Raw genomic sequence first — 15467 nt, 5'->3', positions numbered from 1 at the left:
ATGGTTGGTGATGGAAGGGCGGCGCGCCTGGCGCCAGTGGTCGATATGGCCGAAAAGACCGAAAAGGCTGCAGCCCAGCGCTTGGGTCACTTTCAAGGGCAGGTCAACCTGGCCAACAGCAAGCTCGGGGATCTGGAAAACTACCGTGGCGAATACCAGGAGCAATGGGTTGATCGTGGCAGCCAGGGCGTGTCGGGCCAATGGTTGCGCAACTATCAATACTTTCTAGGCCAGCTGGAAACTGCCGTTGGCCAGCAGCGCCAGAGCCTGGTGTGGCATCAGAACAACCTCGATAAAGCCCGCGAGACCTGGCAAGCCGCTTATGCCCGGGTCGAGGGTCTGCGCAAACTGGTCCAGCGCTACGCCGACGAAGCCCGCCAGTTGGAAGACAAGCGCGAACAGAAATTGATGGATGAACTGTCCCAGCGCTTGCCGCGTAAAGAAGTTTACTGAGCCAGACTAAGGCCCCCTGTGGGAGCGAGCCTGCTCGCTCCCTCGGTGAAGTATCTGTAGCCGCTGTCGAGGCACGAGGTTACACATTTTCGTTCGCAAGACCGTCTATAGTTGCTGGGTCAACCACGGGAGTATCCATATGGCAGTGACATCTGAAATCTCCGCAGATGGCCGTAAGCTGACAATTGCGATCAAGGGGCGGTTCGACTTCGCCAAGCATCAGGAGTTTCGTGATGCCTATGAGGAGCTGAATCCCCGGCCCGCCTGCGTGGTAGTGGACTTGAAAGAGGCGACCTACCTCGACAGTTCGGCGTTGGGCATGTTGTTGTTGCTGCGTGAATATGCAGGCGGTGATGAGTCTGATATCCGGGTGGTCAACAGCAATCCGGATGTGCGCAAAATTCTGGGCACATCCAACTTCGACCAGTTGTTCGATATCAATTGAGCAGCCCAATGGAGCGTCTGTGGCATCTGCAACAGACGGTTTTGCAACAGCGCGACCTGATCGCCGAGCACAACGACTACCTGCTCAATGAGCAGCGGGTGGCCAAGGCGGTATTTGACCGAGTAGCGCACTCGGGCTGTCTGGATGCGCCTAATATCCGCTATCTGCAATCGCCCTATGCCTTGTTTAACGGCGACTTGCTACTGGCCGCCTATACGCCGTCAGGCGATACCCATCTACTGCTAGCCGACTTTACCGGCCACGGCTTGCCCGCGGCTATTGGTGCCATGCCCCTGGCTGAAGTGTTCTACAGCATGACGGCCAAGGGCTACGGGCTGGCGGAAATCCTGCGGGAGATGAATTCCAAGCTCAAACGCATCCTGCCGGTGGACATGTTCTGCTGCGCCGCCTTGCTGTGCGTCAGTGCCCAGCGCCGCTGTGTCGAGGTCTGGAATGGCGGCATGCCCGATGGCTATCTGCAATCCGACGGGCAGCGCACGGCATTGACCTCGCAGCATCTGCCACTGGGGGTGTTGCGTGCCGAAGTGTTTGATCATGCCACTCAGGTATTGCCGATGCTGCCTGGGGATCAGGTGTTTTTATTGACTGACGGGGTAATTGATACCTGTGGGCCGGATCAGCAGTTGTTCGGGGTTGAGCGGCTGGAGCGGGTGCTGGATGCCAATCGGCATCCGCTGCAATTGATTGCCGAGGTCGAACAGGCCTTGCGTGATTTTCAGGGCCTTGCCCGCGATGATGTGAGCATGGTGCAGATCACCTCGCAATTACCACAGCCTTTCGGTGTGCCGGCTATCGTCTACTCCGACAGCGGCCAATGCAGCCCGCTGGACTGGTCGTCCAGTTTCGAGTTTCGGGCACCAACCCTGCGACAGTTCAACCCTCTGCCTTATTTACTGCAATTGATGATGGAGGTTCACGGGTTGCGGGCTCAAGGTGCGGTGATCCATGCCGTTTTATCCGAGCTTTACAGCAACGCGCTGGAACATGGAGTGCTGGGCCTCGACTCTCGGCTAAAGCGCGATACAGAGGGGTTCGCGCATTATTATCAGCAGCGCAAGGAGCGTTTGGCGACTCTCAAAAGCGGGTTTGTGCGGGTGTCGTTGCAGGTCGAGCCGATTGGGGATAGTGGTCGCTTGCTGGTCCAGGTCGAGGACAGTGGCGCGGGCTTTGACGTTGCCAAAGTGCTGGCCAGACCACTTGATCTAGACCGTCTGTCGGGGCGTGGGGTGAGTTTGGTACGGCAACTGTGCCCTGCAGCGCGTTGGGCACCCGATGGTCGCAGTGCGACCGTAGAGTTTTCATGGGGGGGTCTGGCATAATCCGCCCATTCTTGATCAAGGAGTGAACAAGTGTCTGATATCCATATGGATCCAAAAGTGGTAAGTGCGTTGCGAGACGTGATGGAAGGAGGGTTTGCGGACCTGCTGGACACCTTTCTCTCGGACTCCGAAGAGCGTATTGGCCAATTGCACAGCACCCGCGAAGCAGGCGACCTGACACTGGTTGCCCACAGCTTTAAAGGCAGCAGCAGCAATATGGGTGCCATTCGATTGGCGCATTTGTGCGGCCAGCTCGAAGAACGTGCGCAAAAGAAACAACTGGTCGGCATCCAGGAGCTGGTGATTAAAATCGACGATGAATACCAGATGGTACGTCGACTCTATCGCGCCGAGCGCCATCGTTCCGAGCCTCCACACTTTGCGTCCAGCTGATTTTACCCAAGCTGGCCCGAACCTTGCTCTGACTCTCTGACCTGTACCCATATCCAGCCGTACAGCGGAGACCCGTTAATGCCTGTTGTCGCCCAATCACTGCTCCAGACACCTGCTGCTGCGCCCCCCAAGGCAGCGGCGGGCAACCCTGCGCAGCTTGTCAATGCCGAGGCGCAACCCTTTGCCAAGGTGTATGCCGAGGCGTCTGCCCCGGCACCCGCCGTTGCCGATAGCGGCAACCCCTTGCCTGGCGGCAAGGCCAAGGAGGCAGCCAGCACCGATCAGGATGAGAGTGCCAGGCTGGCTGATGACGCGGCAGCCACCGATCCGCTGGTTTTGCAGCCCGTGACCCCAGCACCGGCACCGGTGGTGGAGGCCGCACCTGAGGCGGTGCCGGTCACTGCTGAAGTGCAAGTGGCCCAGCTGGCGGTTCAAGTACCGCCGCAACCTGTGGCCGACGACGGCTTCGACCCCGAAGCTGACCCTCTGGATGCAATGCCCGCTGTGCGCCTGGCAATGGAGCAAGGCGGGCATGTATCCGCCAGCAGTCAGACTCCGGTTAAAAACGCCCCGAGTGAAGCCGCGCCCACCGCTGCACAAGGGCAGGCCGGTGCAGTAACCATGCTGGTCGATGCGAAAGCCGACGACTCGACAGCGGGTGAAGGCGGCGAAAAAGCCTTCAAGGGCTTGGTAGACGATGGCCTCAAGGACCTGAAAAGCGCGGCCAGCGACACGCGGGTCGATGACTTCGCCAATCGCCTGGCGGCGCTGACCCAGGCATCCGTACCAAAAACCGTGAATGCACTGCCGGTCAACCAGCCGTTGGCCATGCACCAGAGCGGCTGGTCTGAAGAAGTCGTCAATCGTGTGATGTACCTGTCCAGTGCCAACCTCAAATCGGCCGATATCCAGTTGGAGCCGGCAGAACTGGGGCGTCTGGATATTCGGGTCAACATTGCTGCCGACCAATCGGCGCAAGTCAACTTTGTCAGTGGCCATGCCGGCGTTCGCGAAGCGCTGGACAGCCAGATGCATCGTTTGCGCGAAATGCTCGCTCAGCAGGGCATGGGGCAGGTCGACGTTAACGTCTCTGACCAGTCGCGCAACTGGCAGGGGCAGCAGGGTCAGGAGCAGGCCCAGAGCCGCTCCAGCGGGCATCGACTTGAGAGTGGCGGCGAAGAAGAACTCGCGGTCGAAGCACCAGTGGCTCCCAGGGTAGTGCTGGGCTCCAGTGCGGTGGATTACTACGCGTAATCAGCTCCCCCTCTGTAGCAGCTGCCGAAGGCACGAGGCTGCGTTCGGCGGCTCAGCCGCCGCAAAGTCAGGCCCTGCGGTATGTCAGTTAAACCCGGCTTTCAGGTTTTACGATTGCTGCGCAACCGAACGCAGCCTCGTGCCTTCGGCAGCTGCTACAGGGCTGGGATTTATGTCGCAACCACTTCTGGCATAACACTTGCTCTGCCAAGTCTGGCACCTGTGAAAACCAAATAGTGACGGATTATTGGCATGGCGACGAGCGACGCGGTAAATGAACCGGCCGGCAAAGGCAAACTCAAGCTGATTATCCTGATCGTCGTGGCTGTGCTGCTGGCGATAGGTCTTTCCGTGGGCGCTACCTGGTATTTCATGCACAGCCCCAAGACTGAACCCGTGGCCGAGGCGAATGCCAACGTCAAGCTGCCCGCGATCTATGAACCTCTGACTCCGGCCTTTGTGGTCAATTACAACGCCAATGGCCGCCAGCGTTACCTGCAAGTGAGTTTGACCTTGCAGGCGCGCGACCCTGCCGACCTGAAGGCGCTGATGGTGCATATGCCGGTGATCCGCAACAATCTGGTGATGCTGTTCTCCGGGCAGACCTTTGACGATCTCGCGACACCGGTAGGCCAGGAAATACTGCGCCAGAAAACCACTGCCAGCGTGCAGGAAGTTGCGCAAAAAGAACTCGGCAAAGTGGTTATCGATCAGGTGCTCTTTACTAACTTTGTATTGCAGTAGGATCACGACATGGCCGTGCAAGACCTGCTGTCCCAGGATGAGATTGACGCGCTGCTGCATGGCGTCGATGACGGTCTGGTACAGGCCGAAACAGCTGCCGAGCCCGGTAGTGTCAAAAGCTACGACCTGACCAGTCAGGACCGCATCGTCCGGGGCCGCATGCCGACCCTGGAAATGATCAACGAACGTTTCGCCCGCTACACCCGCATCAGCATGTTCAACATGCTGCGCCGCTCGGCGGACGTGGCGGTGGGCGGGGTGCAAGTGATGAAGTTCGGCGAGTACGTGCACTCGCTGTACGTGCCCACCAGCCTCAACCTGGTCAAGATCAAACCGTTGCGCGGCACGGCGCTGTTTATCCTCGACGCCAAGCTGGTGTTCAAACTGGTAGACAACTTCTTTGGCGGTGACGGCCGTCACGCCAAGATCGAAGGCCGTGAATTCACCCCCACCGAATTGCGGGTGGTGCGCATGGTGCTGGAGCAAGCCTTCATCGACTTGAAGGAAGCCTGGCAAGCGATCATGGAAGTCAATTTCGAGTACATCAACTCGGAAGTGAACCCCGCCATGGCCAATATCGTCGGCCCCAGCGAAGCCATCGTGGTGTCCACATTCCATATCGAACTCGATGGCGGAGGTGGCGACCTGCACGTGACCATGCCGTACTCGATGATCGAGCCGGTGCGCGAAATGCTTGATGCCGGTTTCCAGTCCGATCTCGACGATCAGGACGAGCGCTGGAGCAAGGCCCTGCGCGAAGATGTACTCGATGTCAGCGTGCCGCTCAGTGCCACCGTGGCTCGCCGTCAATTGCGCCTGCGCGATATTTTGCATATGCAGCCTGGCGACGTGATCCCGATCGAGCTGGAAGATGAACTGATCATGCGCGCCAATGGCGTGCCCTCGTTCAAGGTCAAACTGGGCTCGCACAAGGGCAATCTGGCCTTGCAGGTTGTTGAGCCCATCGGTCGGCGCTAAGCCGCCCCACACGAATCCAATGATTGAATGCCCGCCGAGGACACCCCATGACTAACCAACACGATACAACTGCTGCAGACCAGGCGCTGGCCGATGAATGGGCAGCGGCTCTGGAAGAAACCGGCGATGTTGGCCAGGCAGATATCGACGCGTTGCTGGCTGCCGATGCGGCCACCAAGCCGACTTCCAACCGGCTGGCGATGGAAGAGTTCGGCAGCGTGCCGCGCAATAATCAGCCGGTCACCCTGGACGGACCCAACCTGGATGTGATTCTGGATATTCCGGTGTCGATCTCCATGGAAGTGGGCAGTACCGACATCAACATCCGCAACCTGCTGCAACTCAATCAGGGCTCGGTGATCGAACTCGATCGTCTGGCTGGTGAGCCGCTGGATGTGCTGGTCAACGGCACCCTGATTGCTCACGGCGAAGTGGTGGTGGTCAACGAAAAGTTCGGCATCCGCCTGACCGACGTGATCAGTCCAAGCGAACGCATCAAGAAGCTGCGCTAAGTGAAGCGGTTCCTCGGCGGTTTACTGGCCTTGCCCTTTAGCGTGCTGGCGGCAGAGCCTGTGGCCAATGCCACGGTGGCTGCACCCGTGGTCGGCGCCAGCATCGGCGGGCAATTGACGCAGCTGGTGCTGGGTTTGCTGTTGGTCCTGGGGCTGATTTTTGCCCTGGCCTGGCTGCTGCGCCGCGTTCAGCAGACGGGGCCGCGTCAGGGCCAGGTAATTGAATTGATCAGCTCACGGGCCCTGGGTGCGCGGGATCGGCTGGTGCTGGTGCAAGTCGGCAACGAACAGATCCTGCTGGGCCTCACGCCGGGCCGTATCACCCCGTTGCATGTGCTCAAGGAACCGGTGCAAGTGCCGGGTACTGCGCAGTCGGCAACCCCCGAATTTGCCAAACGATTGATGGAAATACTGGGTCAGCAAAAGGACAAGCCGTAATGCGTTTAGTTGTCGCGCTGTTGTTGGCGCTGGTCGCGCCGTTGGCGTTAGGGGCTGACCCGCTGTCGATTCCGGCCATCACCCTGGGTACCGGGGCCAACGGCCAGCAGGAGTATTCGGTCAGCCTGCAAATCCTGCTGATCATGACCGCGCTGAGCTTTATCCCGGCATTCGTTATGCTGATGACCAGCTTTACGCGGATCATCATCGTGTTTTCGATCCTGCGTCAGGCGCTGGGGTTGCAGCAGACCCCGTCGAACCAGATCCTGACTGGCATGGCGCTGTTCCTGACCATGTTTATCATGGCCCCGGTATTCGACCGGGTGAACAACGATGCCTTGCAGCCTTACCTTGCGGAAAAGCTCACGGCCCAGGATGCCATTCTCAAGGCTGAAGTGCCGATCAAGGACTTTATGCTGGCGCAGACCCGCACCAGCGACCTTGAGCTGTTTATGCGCCTGTCCAAACGCACCGATATCGCTACCCCGGATGCCGCGCCCCTGACCATTCTGGTTCCGGCCTTTGTCACATCGGAGCTGAAAACCGCCTTCCAGATCGGTTTCATGATCTTTATTCCGTTTTTGATCATCGACCTGGTGGTGGCCAGTGTGCTGATGGCCATGGGCATGATGATGCTCTCGCCGCTGATCATCTCGCTGCCGTTTAAAATCATGCTGTTTGTGCTGGTGGATGGCTGGGCGCTGATTATTGGCACGCTGGCCAGCAGTTTTGGTGGAGTCTGAATCATGACCCCGGAAGTTGCGGTTGACCTGTTTCGCAGTGCGTTGTGGCTGACCACCCTGATGGTCGCCGTGCTGGTGATCCCCAGCTTGCTGGTGGGGCTGCTGGTGGCCATGTTTCAGGCAGCGACCCAGATCAACGAACAAACCTTGAGCTTCCTCCCGCGATTGCTGGTGATGTTGATCACCTTGATCGTGGCGGGGCCGTGGCTGGTGCAGACCTTTATGGAATACATCCTGCAGTTGTACGGCAGCATTCCGCAGTTGATCGGCTAAATGTCGCTGCTCGCCCTGACAGACGCGCAGATCAGTACCTGGGTCGCCAGCTTTATGCTGCCGCTGTTCCGGGTGGGCGCGCTGCTGACCACCATGCCGATCATCGGCACGACCCTGGTGCCCAAGCGCATCAAGCTGTTTCTGTCTTTGGCGATTACCCTGGCGATCATGCCCAGCCTGCCGCCGTTGCCCACCGTCAACCCACTGGACCTGAGCGGCCTGATGCTGATTGCCGAGCAAATCATCATCGGTGCGTTGCTGGGGTTCTCGTTGCAGCTGTTTTTCCAGGCGTTCGTGGTGGCCGGGCAAATTGTCGCGATCCAGATGGGCATGGGCTTTGCGTCCATGGTCGATCCGGCAAACGGGGTTAACGTGGCGGTGATCGGGCAGTTCTTCACCATGCTCGTGACGTTGCTGTTTCTGTCGATGAACGGCCATTTGGTGGTGTTTGAGGTGCTCACCGAGAGCTTCACCACCTTGCCGGTGGGTGGCGGGTTGCTGACCAACCATTACTGGGAAATCGCCAACAAATTGGGCTGGGTGCTGGGGGCCGCGCTGCTGCTGGTGCTGCCTGCGATTACTGCGCTGCTGGTGGTCAATATTGCTTTCGGCGTGATGACCCGGGCCGCGCCGCAACTGAATATCTTTGCCATCGGTTTTCCGCTGACCCTGGTGCTAGGCATGGTGATTCTGTGGATCAGCATGGCTGACATTCTCAACCAGTATCAACCGCTGGCCTCCGAGGCTCTGCAGTTCTTACGTGAACTGGCACAGGCGAGATAGACCGTCATGGCAGAGAGCGAAAGCGGTGCCGATAAAACAGAAGACCCCACGGAGAAACGAAAAAAAGACTCCAGAGAAAAGGGCGAAATCGCACGTTCCAAAGAACTGAACACCTTGGCCATCATGTTGGCCGGCTCTGCGGCTTTGCTGATTTTCGGCGGCGCGCTGGCGCAGGACCTGATGGAGTTGATGCGCTACAACTTCAGCCTGAGCCGCGACGTACTGCTCAACCCTGACTCCATGGGCATCTTCCTGCTGCACTCGGGCAAGATTGCGCTGCTGGCCCTGCAGCCGGTGTTGATCACCTTGCTCATTGCCGCCCTGGTCGGGCCGATCTCTCTGGGCGGTTGGCTCTTCGCTGCGGGCAGCCTGGCCCCAAAATTCAGCCGCATGAACCCCGCCGCCGGGATCAAGCGCATGTTCTCGGCCAAGGCCCTGATTGAACTGCTTAAAGCGCTGGCCAAATTTTTTATCATCCTGATCGTAGCCTTGCTGGTGTTGAAGTCCGACATCGACGACCTGCTGCGTATCGCCCATGAGCCGCTGGAACTGGCGGTGATCCATAGCCTGCAAGTGGTTGCCTGGAGTGCCTTGTGGATGGCGTGCGGGCTGATCCTGATTGCAGCGGTGGACGTGCCGGTGCAGCTGTGGGAAAGCCATCAGAAGCTGTTGATGACCAAGCAGGAGGTGCGCGATGAGCATAAAGACCAGGAAGGCCGCCCCGAGGTCAAACAGCGGATTCGCCAGTTGCAGCGCGATATGTCCCAGCGTCGGATGATGGCAGCGATCCCCGATGCTGACGTCATCATCACCAACCCGACACACTACGCCGTGGCCCTCAAGTACGACCCGGAGCAGGGCGGGGCGCCAATGTTGCTGGCCAAGGGCAGTGACTTTTTGGCGCTGAAAATTCGCGAAATTGGTGCCAAACACAACATCCTGCTGCTTGAATCCCCGGCACTGGCGCGTTCGATTTACCACTCCACGGAACTGGAGCAGGAAATCCCGGCCGGCTTATACCTGGCCGTGGCCCAGGTGCTGGCCTACGTGTACCAGATCCGCCAGCACCAGGCGGGCCAGGGCAAACGCCCGGACCCGCTCAAGGATCTGCCGATTCCGGCGGATTTGAGGCGTGATGAGTAAGCGTTCTTAAAGTGTATGAAAAGGGCTGTTGCCAATGAGTCAGTTATGTTTGTAATAGTAACTGATCGCTTTTCGTTACGTGTTTTTAAAGTGGGCTTTGATAAGTACTTTAAAAGTATATATTTCAGATATATCTTAAATTATAAAAAGATCGTAATTTAAAAAAACTAATGAGTTGTATCTTTTGCTGCTTATCAGTAGTAACTACTGGTTTGTTGGATTCGCTTGTGTTTTTCCTGTCGTTCGCTTGAGAAATTCCCTACATATTATTTTTTGTTTCGCTGTTAATTTCTTTTCCTGCTGCACCAGTGCTGCAAAAAAATATGATGTTATTTGTCGGTAAAACTACAGAAGCCTTGTTGGTTTCGTAATTGTTTTAAGTGCGTTTGCACGGGAGAAATTAAATGCGTGTTGCAATGAAAACTGCCATGGCGTCCATGGTCTTGTTGGCTGTTTCTGCGTCCGGTGTTAATGCGGGTGTAGGGTCGGGCCAAATCACGTTCCAGGGTGAGATTCTCGATTCTGCATGCTCCATCAATCCGGGCAGTTCCGACCAGACAGTTTCTCTGGGGCAGGTGGCTAAGTCGCAATTGGCAACGGGGGGCATGGCCCCTCCTCAAAGCTTCCAGATTGAGCTTAGTGGCTGCTCCTTGACCGGCCTAACTGATAAGACAGTGACTGCCAAGTTCACGGGCGCCGAATCAGCAGCCGTGCCCGGAGCATTGGGTATTGTTGGTACGGCCAAGGGGGCGGGCATTATGTTAGTTGATGGCACTGGCACCGCGGTTACTTTGGGTAGCTCCACCAAAGTGCAGACAATTCAGGCTGGTGATAACACCATGCTTTTTGGTGCCTATCTGAAAGGTCAGGCGACCGGTGCTATTACGCCTGGCGAGTTCACCTCCGTGACTAACTTCGCCCTCGAATACAAATAGTCCTTTGCCCTGTTGTCGTTCGTTCGACAGCAGGGCAAATACGGCGGGAGCTAACTGTGAAAGCATTCTTCAAGCCCGCTGTTGCTGGCGTGCTCTTCATATGTATGAATTTTTTTATTGGTTCTTCGTCCGCGCAGAATAAACAGGGCAGTGGCCGTGTAATGCTGGCTGGAGAAGTTGTTGATTCTGCGTGTGCGCTGGATGCAAAAAGTGCCTATCAAGTCATTGAATTGGATCCTTTGTCCATGGGGCGACTTATTCGTCAGGGCGAGGGTGAGCCTCATGTTTTTTTATTGCGTTTGGTCAAGTGTTCTTTGACTCGCCCTGACCCTTCCCGGCCAGGTACTTATTTGCCTGATTGGCAGCACCTCAGGGTGACCTTTGAAGGGCTGGCCGACAGTGGCGGGCGCCTGTTTGCCACTGTCGGTACCTCAACAGGTCTGGCCCTGCGTATTGCCGATATGCAAGGGCTGCAAAGTACGCCGGGAGTGTCGATGCCTCTGACGTCCCTTACCGGAGAGGATCAAGAGCTGCGCTACACCCTTCAACTGGTCGGCAATGGCCGCCCAATGGCTGTTGGTTCTCACCGAGCTGCGGTGCGTTTCCGGCTGGAGTATTTTTAAATGTACGGGCTGTTTACCTTGCGGGACTGCGCAGTCGCCAGAGCGATGCTGTGTACCGGGCTGATGTCGATTGCAGGCGGTGTATGGGCCGCCGAGGACATCCAGTTCAATACCGATATTCTTGATCTGAACGATCGCACCAACATCGACCTGTCACAGTTCTCTCGCGGCGGCTTTATCTTGCCGGGCACCTACCTGATGCAGGTACAGATAAACACGCAGTCGCAGCCTGAGCAGCGCATTGCCTTTTATCCCCCTGACGATGATCCCAAAGGCAGCCAGGCCTGTGTGTCTGCCGAACTGGTGGAGCAGTTGGGTTTGAAGAAAGATCAACTGACCCAGCTCACTTGGTGGAAAGGCGGTGAGTGCCTGGACAGCAGCAGTCTGTCGGGGATGGAAGTCAGTGGCGATTTGAGTACCTCCACGCTCCGTATCTCCATCCCTCATGCGTACCTGGAGTACAGCGCGCAGAACTGGGATCCACCCTCCCGGTGGGACGAAGGGGTGCCAGGCCTGCTGCTGGACTACAACCTGACGGCACAGTCGATCAGCCAGAGAAACACAGTAAGCCGCAACAACCTGAGTGGCAACGGCACTTTTGGTGCCAATGCGGGGCCCTGGCGGTTGCGGGCTGACTGGCAAGGTCGTATCGACGACGAAAACATCCGTCGTGAGCAACGGCTCGAGTGGAACCGTTTCTATGCATATCGGGCATTGCCTTCAATCCAGGCACGCCTGATGGTGGGGGAAAACTACCTGTACTCGGACCTGTTCGACAGCTTTCGTTTTACCGGCTTCGCACTCAGCTCCGATGACAACCAGTTGCCTCCCAACTTGCGAGGCTATGCGCCTGAGGTCGTGGGTGTTGCCAAAACCAATGCCAAGGTCACCATCAGCCAGCAGGGTCGGGTGTTGTATGAAACCTTGGTCGCGGCGGGGCCTTTTCGCATTCAGGATCTCAATGATGCCGTTAGCGGCAGTCTCGATGTGCGGGTGGAAGAGCAAGATGGCACTGTCAATTCATTCACGGTCGAGTCATCCAGCATTCCCTACCTGACTCGCCCCGGTACGGTGCGCTACAAGCTTGCCAGCGGTCGGCCGTCTGGCCTGCATGATGGAGGGCAGGGCAGCGTCTTTGGCTCGGGGGAGTTTTCCTGGGGGGTGAGTAACGGTTGGTCGCTTTATGGAGGGGGCCTTAGCGACAGCAACTACACGGCGTTATCACTCGGTGTAGGGCGCGATCTGTTGGCCTTTGGTGCGCTGTCATTCGATGTTTCGCGAGCCCGCACCACTGTGCAGGACGAATCGCTGTCCGGCAGTTCCTACCGTCTGAGCTATTCGAAGCGATTTGAGGAATACGACAGTCAAGTCTCCTTTGCGGGATACCGGTTTTCTGAAAAAGACTACGTGAGCATGAGCGAATACCTGAATGCGCGTCACTACGGCAAGCCTGTGGGGGGCAGCAAATCGCTTTATACCGCCACGCTCAACAAGCATTTTCGAGATGCCGGGCTCTCTGCTTACGTGACCTACACCGATCAGTCCTTTTGGGATCTCCCGAGCAGTAAACGCTGGAACCTGTCACTGGCGCGTTCTTTCAATATGGGGTCGGTCAAGAACATGAATGTCTCATTGAACATGTTTAGAAATCAGGAACGAAACCAGCGCACGGGTACGCAAAATAATAATACCGGCATGTTTCTGTCGCTCAGCATGCCCTTGGGTAGATCTGGCAGCTTAAGCACCAGCGCCAGCAGTTCGCACAATAAAAATATGTATTCAGCGCGCTTCAGTGACCAGTTAGGTGAGCGCAGCCACTATCAACTGAGTGCAGATAACACCTCTGTCGGTGGTTATCTAAGCCATGTCGCTGATCATGCGGATTTGTCTCTGAGCGCCAGCCTGAAGGAAAACAACTACACCAGCCTCGGCATGTCTGCACGAGGCGGCGCCACACTGACCCCATACGGCGGGGCGGGGCATCGAAGCTCAGGTGTGGGTGGCACTCGATTGATGGTCGATACCAGCGGTGTGCCTGGGGTACCTGTGCGCGGCTATGGCCGCACAACGAGCAGTAACGCCTTTGGCAAAGCTGTGGTTCCGGACGTCAACAGTTACTTGCGCACAGCGGCCAGTGTTGACCTTGAAAACTTGCCGGCAAATGTTGAGGCGACCCAGTCCGTGACCCAGTTGACCCTGACGGAAGGCGCCATTGGTTACCGCACGCTGGATGTGATTGCCGGCCACAAAGCTATGGCAGTGCTGCTTCTGCCCGATGGCAGCGTGCCGCCGTTTGGTGGCACGGTGAAAAATGAAAAACAGCAGGAAACCGGCATCGTCAATGACGGTGGCAGTGTCTATCTAAGCGGCATTCGGCCCGGGGAGAAGATGGTTGTCTCTTGGGGTGGTGTAGAGCGTTGCACGCTGGTAATGCCTGTCAATTTACCGGCCGACGGCTTGGCCACCACCCTGGATCTGCGCTGCCAGATGCTGATGCCTGATAACGCTGCACCCGCATCTGCATCGCGGATCCGGATTACTAACACAGAGATAACACCTTCATGATCAAGAAATTCAGCTTTGCACTCTCGGTTCCTGCCCTTGTGGCCATGTGCCTGATCAACAACGCCCATGCCGCCATTGGCCTTGACCGCACCCGAGTCGTGTTTGATGGCAGCAAAGAGGCTGTCAGCATGAACATCACCAACAACAACACCCAGTTGCCTTATCTGGCCCAGGGCTGGGTAGAAGATGAGCAAGGCAACAAGATCACTTCACCGTTGATCGTGCTTCCGCCTGTCCAGCGCCTGGAGCCGGGCAAAAAAAGTCAGGTAAAAGTCCAGTCGTTACCGGCAATCAAGTCTCTCCCTCAGGATAGGGAGTCGGTGTATTACTTCAACCTGCGGGAAATTCCGCCCCGCAGTGACAAGGCCAACAGCCTGCAAATTGCCCTGCAGACCCGCATCAAGTTGTTTTACCGACCTGCCGCATTAGTTCAGAACCGACAAGAGCGGTCTGAGCCCTGGCAGCAAGAACTGACCCTTACCCGTGTCGGTGATCACTACCAGGTCAACAACCCCACCCCGTACTACGTCACGCTGATTGATGCCCGTCGCAGTAAGGACACGGAAACCGTCGCGGATTTCGAGCCCCTTATGCTGTCGCCCAAAGGCTCATTGAAGTTGGGGGGAAGTGTTGCTGCGCTCGGCACTAAACCAAGGCTGACCTATGTGAATGATTTCGGTGGTCGTCCGACTCTGGTGTTCAGCTGTGCTGGCACTACTTGCAAGGTGGACGTGGCTGCGTCCTCGGTCAATGAGTAGCGCGCATCGGGCTTGCACGGTGACGGCCCTGAGCTGCCTGCTACTGGTGTCGAGTATTCATCAGGCCCGGGCCGGGGTGATCCACGGCATGAGTGGAATGCTGGATATCTCCGGCACACTGCACAACACCCCCTGTGCCCTGGACATGTCTTCGGCCTATCAGGATGTAGACCTGGGCAGTGTGGCTCGCAGTCAATTGCAGCGCCCGGGCGATCAGGCAACCCCCGTGGCGTTTCAATTGCGCTTTGTCGATTGCCAGCGCGCGTCGGGCAGCCTCCAGAGCGAGCGCACGGGCAATCTGGTATGGAGTGCCTCTCAGCCTGTGGTGTCGGTAGCCTTTGTGGCGCCAGCCGATGCGGATGATCCGCGGCTGGTCAAAGTGCAGGGGGTTACCGGTATGGGACTGCTGCTGACCGATGCCCTTGGACGGGACGCGGCGTTGGGCAATCGCGGCGAGCCTCTGTTCCTGCAGCACGGCAACGACACCCTGACCTGGCACGTGCGGCCAGTGCGCACTTCGGCTGCTCTGAGCAATGGCGCCTTTCAGGCGGCCGTTGATTTCAGGCTCGTCTATGAATAAGGGGGCAGCGATGAACATGTCAATACATTGGCGGGCAGTAACCGCCTTGGGCAGCCTGTTGTTGCTCTGCGGTCAAGGTGCCTTGGCGGACGTCAGTGTGAGCATCAGGGGGGTAGTCCTCATGCCTCCACCCTGCGTTATCAACGCAGCAGGCACGCTGAATGTATCTTTTGGGAGCGAGCTTCTGACGACCCGGATCAACGGCGTCAATTACGAGAAAGCGGTGCCTTACACCCTGACATGTGGGCAGCAACCCACCAATTCAATGACCCTGGAATTAAGGGGAACTGGCGCCGGGTTTGACGCTAAGGTCCTGGGTACCAGTAAAAGTGATCTTGGTATCAGGCTTATGGTTGGGGGAGAAGCTTGGCCCCTCAATACCACCGTGAATTTCACGCACCCCACCTTGCCAGTTGTGACGGCGGTTCTCGTAAAAAAAACTGGCAGCACCCTCACGGGCGGGTCATTCGCTGCCTCGGCTACATTAGTGCAAGCACTGCGATAAGA

General features: G+C 57.4%; 19 protein-coding genes. All 19 read left to right on the top strand.

Annotated features, from left to right (window positions below):
- The 19 genes from fliJ to N7D90_RS16215 all read left to right on the top strand — a co-directional run bounded on the left by fliJ (nt 1) and on the right by N7D90_RS16215 (nt 15465).
- The gene (gene fliJ / locus N7D90_RS16305) at nt 1-453 is read left to right on the top strand and encodes a flagellar export protein FliJ (RefSeq protein WP_261738974.1); all 453 of its coding nucleotides are present in this window, start codon (nt 1-3) and stop codon (nt 451-453) included.
- A 139-nt stretch (nt 454-592) separates the two neighbouring features.
- On the top strand, nt 593-898 hold the full coding sequence (locus N7D90_RS16300; RefSeq protein WP_261738973.1) for an STAS domain-containing protein: 306 nt from the start codon (nt 593-595) through the stop codon (nt 896-898).
- Between the two features lie 8 nt (nt 899-906).
- Nucleotides 907-2238, top strand: coding sequence for an ATP-binding SpoIIE family protein phosphatase (locus N7D90_RS16295; RefSeq protein WP_261738972.1), 1332 nt, complete (start codon nt 907-909; stop codon nt 2236-2238).
- A 30-nt stretch (nt 2239-2268) separates the two neighbouring features.
- The gene (locus N7D90_RS16290; protein ID WP_261738971.1) at nt 2269-2631 is read left to right on the top strand and encodes an Hpt domain-containing protein; all 363 of its coding nucleotides are present in this window, start codon (nt 2269-2271) and stop codon (nt 2629-2631) included.
- A gap of 78 nt (nt 2632-2709) precedes the next feature.
- A complete protein-coding gene (locus N7D90_RS16285; RefSeq protein WP_261738970.1) occupies nt 2710-3885 on the top strand; it encodes a flagellar hook-length control protein FliK in 1176 nt (391 codons plus the stop codon).
- Nucleotides 3886-4137: 252 nt separating this feature from the next.
- The gene (gene fliL, locus N7D90_RS16280) at nt 4138-4629 is read left to right on the top strand and encodes a flagellar basal body-associated protein FliL (protein WP_261738969.1); all 492 of its coding nucleotides are present in this window, start codon (nt 4138-4140) and stop codon (nt 4627-4629) included.
- A 9-nt stretch (nt 4630-4638) separates the two neighbouring features.
- Nucleotides 4639-5607 (top strand): flagellar motor switch protein FliM, encoded by a 969-nt coding sequence (fliM, locus tag N7D90_RS16275; RefSeq protein WP_261738968.1) that lies wholly within the window; start codon nt 4639-4641, stop codon nt 5605-5607.
- A 47-nt stretch (nt 5608-5654) separates the two neighbouring features.
- The gene (gene fliN / locus N7D90_RS16270; protein WP_261738967.1) at nt 5655-6119 is read left to right on the top strand and encodes a flagellar motor switch protein FliN; all 465 of its coding nucleotides are present in this window, start codon (nt 5655-5657) and stop codon (nt 6117-6119) included.
- Nucleotides 6120-6557, top strand: coding sequence for a flagellar biosynthetic protein FliO (gene fliO / locus N7D90_RS16265; RefSeq protein ID WP_261738966.1), 438 nt, complete (start codon nt 6120-6122; stop codon nt 6555-6557).
- Nucleotides 6557-7300, top strand: coding sequence for a flagellar type III secretion system pore protein FliP (gene fliP, locus N7D90_RS16260; RefSeq protein ID WP_261738965.1), 744 nt, complete (start codon nt 6557-6559; stop codon nt 7298-7300). Before fliO ends, fliP begins: the two co-directional genes overlap by 1 nt.
- A gap of 3 nt (nt 7301-7303) precedes the next feature.
- Nucleotides 7304-7573 carry a flagellar biosynthesis protein FliQ gene (gene fliQ / locus N7D90_RS16255; protein ID WP_019828826.1) on the top strand — a complete coding sequence of 90 codons (270 nt, stop codon included), beginning with the start codon at nt 7304-7306 and terminating at the stop codon, nt 7571-7573.
- Complete coding sequence (gene fliR / locus N7D90_RS16250; RefSeq protein WP_261738964.1) at nt 7574-8356, top strand: flagellar biosynthetic protein FliR; 783 nt, start codon at nt 7574-7576, stop codon at nt 8354-8356.
- A gap of 6 nt (nt 8357-8362) precedes the next feature.
- Nucleotides 8363-9499, top strand: a complete 1137-nt coding sequence (gene flhB / locus N7D90_RS16245) for a flagellar biosynthesis protein FlhB (RefSeq protein ID WP_261738963.1) — start codon at nt 8363-8365, stop codon at nt 9497-9499.
- A 404-nt stretch (nt 9500-9903) separates the two neighbouring features.
- Nucleotides 9904-10434 carry a fimbrial protein gene (locus N7D90_RS16240; RefSeq protein WP_261738962.1) on the top strand — a complete coding sequence of 177 codons (531 nt, stop codon included), beginning with the start codon at nt 9904-9906 and terminating at the stop codon, nt 10432-10434.
- A 56-nt stretch (nt 10435-10490) separates the two neighbouring features.
- Nucleotides 10491-11057: a fimbrial protein gene (locus tag N7D90_RS16235; protein WP_261738961.1), complete on the top strand. Its 567-nt coding sequence runs from the start codon at nt 10491-10493 to the stop codon at nt 11055-11057.
- A complete protein-coding gene (locus N7D90_RS16230) occupies nt 11058-13622 on the top strand; it encodes an outer membrane usher protein (RefSeq protein WP_261738960.1) in 2565 nt (854 codons plus the stop codon). It abuts the gene before it with no gap.
- Nucleotides 13619-14380, top strand: a complete 762-nt coding sequence (locus N7D90_RS16225) for a fimbria/pilus periplasmic chaperone (protein WP_261738959.1) — start codon at nt 13619-13621, stop codon at nt 14378-14380. Before N7D90_RS16230 ends, N7D90_RS16225 begins: the two co-directional genes overlap by 4 nt.
- Nucleotides 14373-14960 carry a fimbrial protein gene (locus N7D90_RS16220; RefSeq protein ID WP_261738958.1) on the top strand — a complete coding sequence of 196 codons (588 nt, stop codon included), beginning with the start codon at nt 14373-14375 and terminating at the stop codon, nt 14958-14960. Before N7D90_RS16225 ends, N7D90_RS16220 begins: the two co-directional genes overlap by 8 nt.
- Nucleotides 14914-15465, top strand: a complete 552-nt coding sequence (locus N7D90_RS16215; protein WP_315968117.1) for a fimbrial protein — start codon at nt 14914-14916, stop codon at nt 15463-15465. Before N7D90_RS16220 ends, N7D90_RS16215 begins: the two co-directional genes overlap by 47 nt.
- The last annotated feature ends 2 nt before the right edge of the window (nt 15466-15467 follow it).

Origin of the sequence: Pseudomonas fragi, assembly GCF_025426255.1 — a bacterium.
GTDB classification, from domain to species: domain Bacteria; phylum Pseudomonadota; class Gammaproteobacteria; order Pseudomonadales; family Pseudomonadaceae; genus Aquipseudomonas; species Aquipseudomonas kulmbachensis.
The sequence above is the reverse complement of the archived record's forward strand: the minus strand, read 5'-3'. Positions and strand labels throughout refer to the sequence as shown.

What these genes read in the sequence shown, in the direction of transcription:
- fliJ (WP_261738974.1), top strand. Translation starts at nt 1, where the DNA reads ATGGTTGGTGATGGAAGGGCGGCGCGCCTGGCGCCAGTGGTCGATATG.
- N7D90_RS16300 (WP_261738973.1), top strand. Translation starts at nt 593, where the DNA reads ATGGCAGTGACATCTGAAATCTCCGCAGATGGCCGTAAGCTGACAATT.
- N7D90_RS16295 (WP_261738972.1), top strand. Translation starts at nt 907, where the DNA reads ATGGAGCGTCTGTGGCATCTGCAACAGACGGTTTTGCAACAGCGCGAC.
- N7D90_RS16285 (WP_261738970.1), top strand. Translation starts at nt 2,710, where the DNA reads ATGCCTGTTGTCGCCCAATCACTGCTCCAGACACCTGCTGCTGCGCCC.
- fliL (WP_261738969.1), top strand. Translation starts at nt 4,138, where the DNA reads ATGGCGACGAGCGACGCGGTAAATGAACCGGCCGGCAAAGGCAAACTC.
- fliM (WP_261738968.1), top strand. Translation starts at nt 4,639, where the DNA reads ATGGCCGTGCAAGACCTGCTGTCCCAGGATGAGATTGACGCGCTGCTG.
- fliN (WP_261738967.1), top strand. Translation starts at nt 5,655, where the DNA reads ATGACTAACCAACACGATACAACTGCTGCAGACCAGGCGCTGGCCGAT.
- fliP (WP_261738965.1), top strand. Translation starts at nt 6,557, where the DNA reads ATGCGTTTAGTTGTCGCGCTGTTGTTGGCGCTGGTCGCGCCGTTGGCG.
- fliQ (WP_019828826.1), top strand. Translation starts at nt 7,304, where the DNA reads ATGACCCCGGAAGTTGCGGTTGACCTGTTTCGCAGTGCGTTGTGGCTG.
- fliR (WP_261738964.1), top strand. Translation starts at nt 7,574, where the DNA reads ATGTCGCTGCTCGCCCTGACAGACGCGCAGATCAGTACCTGGGTCGCC.
- flhB (WP_261738963.1), top strand. Translation starts at nt 8,363, where the DNA reads ATGGCAGAGAGCGAAAGCGGTGCCGATAAAACAGAAGACCCCACGGAG.
- N7D90_RS16240 (WP_261738962.1), top strand. Translation starts at nt 9,904, where the DNA reads ATGCGTGTTGCAATGAAAACTGCCATGGCGTCCATGGTCTTGTTGGCT.
- N7D90_RS16230 (WP_261738960.1), top strand. Translation starts at nt 11,058, where the DNA reads ATGTACGGGCTGTTTACCTTGCGGGACTGCGCAGTCGCCAGAGCGATG.
- N7D90_RS16225 (WP_261738959.1), top strand. Translation starts at nt 13,619, where the DNA reads ATGATCAAGAAATTCAGCTTTGCACTCTCGGTTCCTGCCCTTGTGGCC.
- N7D90_RS16220 (WP_261738958.1), top strand. Translation starts at nt 14,373, where the DNA reads ATGAGTAGCGCGCATCGGGCTTGCACGGTGACGGCCCTGAGCTGCCTG.
- N7D90_RS16215 (WP_315968117.1), top strand. Translation starts at nt 14,914, where the DNA reads ATGGCGCCTTTCAGGCGGCCGTTGATTTCAGGCTCGTCTATGAATAAG.